Source organism: Bartonella sp. AD328YNZD, assembly GCF_042196425.1.
The window spans coordinates 1-1,868 of sequence record NZ_JBHIQG010000419.1; the positions used below are offsets into that span (position 1 = coordinate 1).

The window sequence follows — 1,868 nt, forward strand, 5'->3', positions numbered from 1 at the left end:
TCTAACAAATCGCCAATCTTCTTGCCCATCCCGGCACATGCCCAACCAAGGTGCGTCTCAAGAATTTGTCCAACATTCATACGACTAGGCACACCAAGTGGATTCAAGACGATATCAGCATGGGTCCCATCTTCAAGAAATGGCATATCTTCTACGGGAAGAATACGTGAAACAACACCCTTATTCCCGTGACGCCCCGCCATCTTATCACCTGGTTGGATTTTGCGTTTCACAGCCACAAAAACCTTCACCATTTTCATGACACCAGGAGGCATTTCATCACCTCTTTGGACTTTTTCAACTTTATCCATAAAGCGACGTTGTAATGCTTCTTTTGATTCATCATATTGCTTACGCAAAGCTTCAATTTCATTTTGAAGCTTTTCATCCTCAACAGCAAATTGCCACCACTGTGATCGTGGATAATGCCCCATTACTGTACTATCAAGCTTTTTACTACCCGAAAAGCCTTTCGGACCTTCTACAGCAACTTTACCCGTCAACATATCGGTAAGACGCGCGTAAACATTGCGATCAAGAATCGACTGTTCATCATCACGATCTTTTGCTAAACGCTCAATTTCTTCACGCTCAATTGCCATAGCACGTTCATCTTTTTCCACACCATGGCGATTAAAAACCCGAACTTCAACAACAGTACCAAAAGTCCCAGGTGGCATACGCATAGAAGTATCACGAACATCGGATGCCTTTTCCCCAAAAATTGCACGCAGAAGCTTTTCTTCCGGCGTCATAGGACTTTCACCCTTTGGTGTAATCTTTCCAACTAAAATATCACCTGGTTGAACTTCAGCACCAATATAAATAATGCCAGCTTCATCAAGATTTCTTAACGCCTCTTCCGCAACATTAGGAATATCACGCGTAATTTCTTCTGGACCAAGTTTTGTATCACGTGCTGCAACTTCAAATTCCTCAATATGAATCGAAGTAAAGACATCATCAGCAACAATGCGCTCAGATAACAAAATGGAATCTTCGTAATTGTATCCATTCCAAGGCATAAAGGCTACAAGAACATTCCGCCCAAGAGCTAAATCACCAAGATCCGTGGATGGACCATCTGCAATGATATCACCCTTCTCTACCCTATCACCGACATGCACAAGAGGACGCTGATTAATACAAGTGGACTGATTAGAACGCTGAAATTTTTGTAAGCGATAAATATCAACACCTGATTTTGAAGGATCTAAATCTTCTGTTGCACGGATAACAATACGGGTCGCATCAACCTGATCAACAATACCACTACGTTTTGCACTCACAGCAGCTCCTGAATCGCGTGCAACAACGGATTCCATTCCCGTACCAACAAAGGGTGCCTCAGCGCGTACAAGAGGAACTGCCTGACGCTGCATGTTCGATCCCATCAACGCACGATTCGCATCATCATTTTCCAAAAATGGAATAAGCGCTGCTGCAACTGAAACCAACTGTTTTGGTGAAACATCCATCAAATCAACATGATCGCGTGGCGCCATTAAAACTTCACCTGCATGACGGCAAACAACAAACTCTTCTATAAAGCGGCCTTCACTATCTAATGAAGAATTAGCTTGAGCTACATAATGCTTTGCTTCTTCCATCGCAGAAAGATAAATAACTTCTTTTGTGACTTTACCATCAATAATTTTTCGATATGGGCTTTCAATAAAGCCATATTTGTTAACCCGAGCAAAGGTTGCTAAGGAGTTAATCAGACCAATATTCGGGCCTTCTGGTGTTTCAATCGGACAAATTCGACCATAATGCGTAGGATGGACGTCACGAACTTCAAAACCCGCACGTTCACGAGTCAAACCACCTGGACCAAGAGCAGAAAGACGGCGTTTATGGGTAATTTC

Annotated in this window: 1 protein-coding gene; it reads right to left on the reverse strand. The window is 42.9% G+C overall.

The genetic code is table 11. From position 1 onward, the window contains the following. A partial coding sequence (gene rpoB / locus ACFIO3_RS12420) for a DNA-directed RNA polymerase subunit beta (protein ID WP_375704550.1) occupies positions 1–1,868 on the reverse strand: 1,868 nt, incomplete at both ends.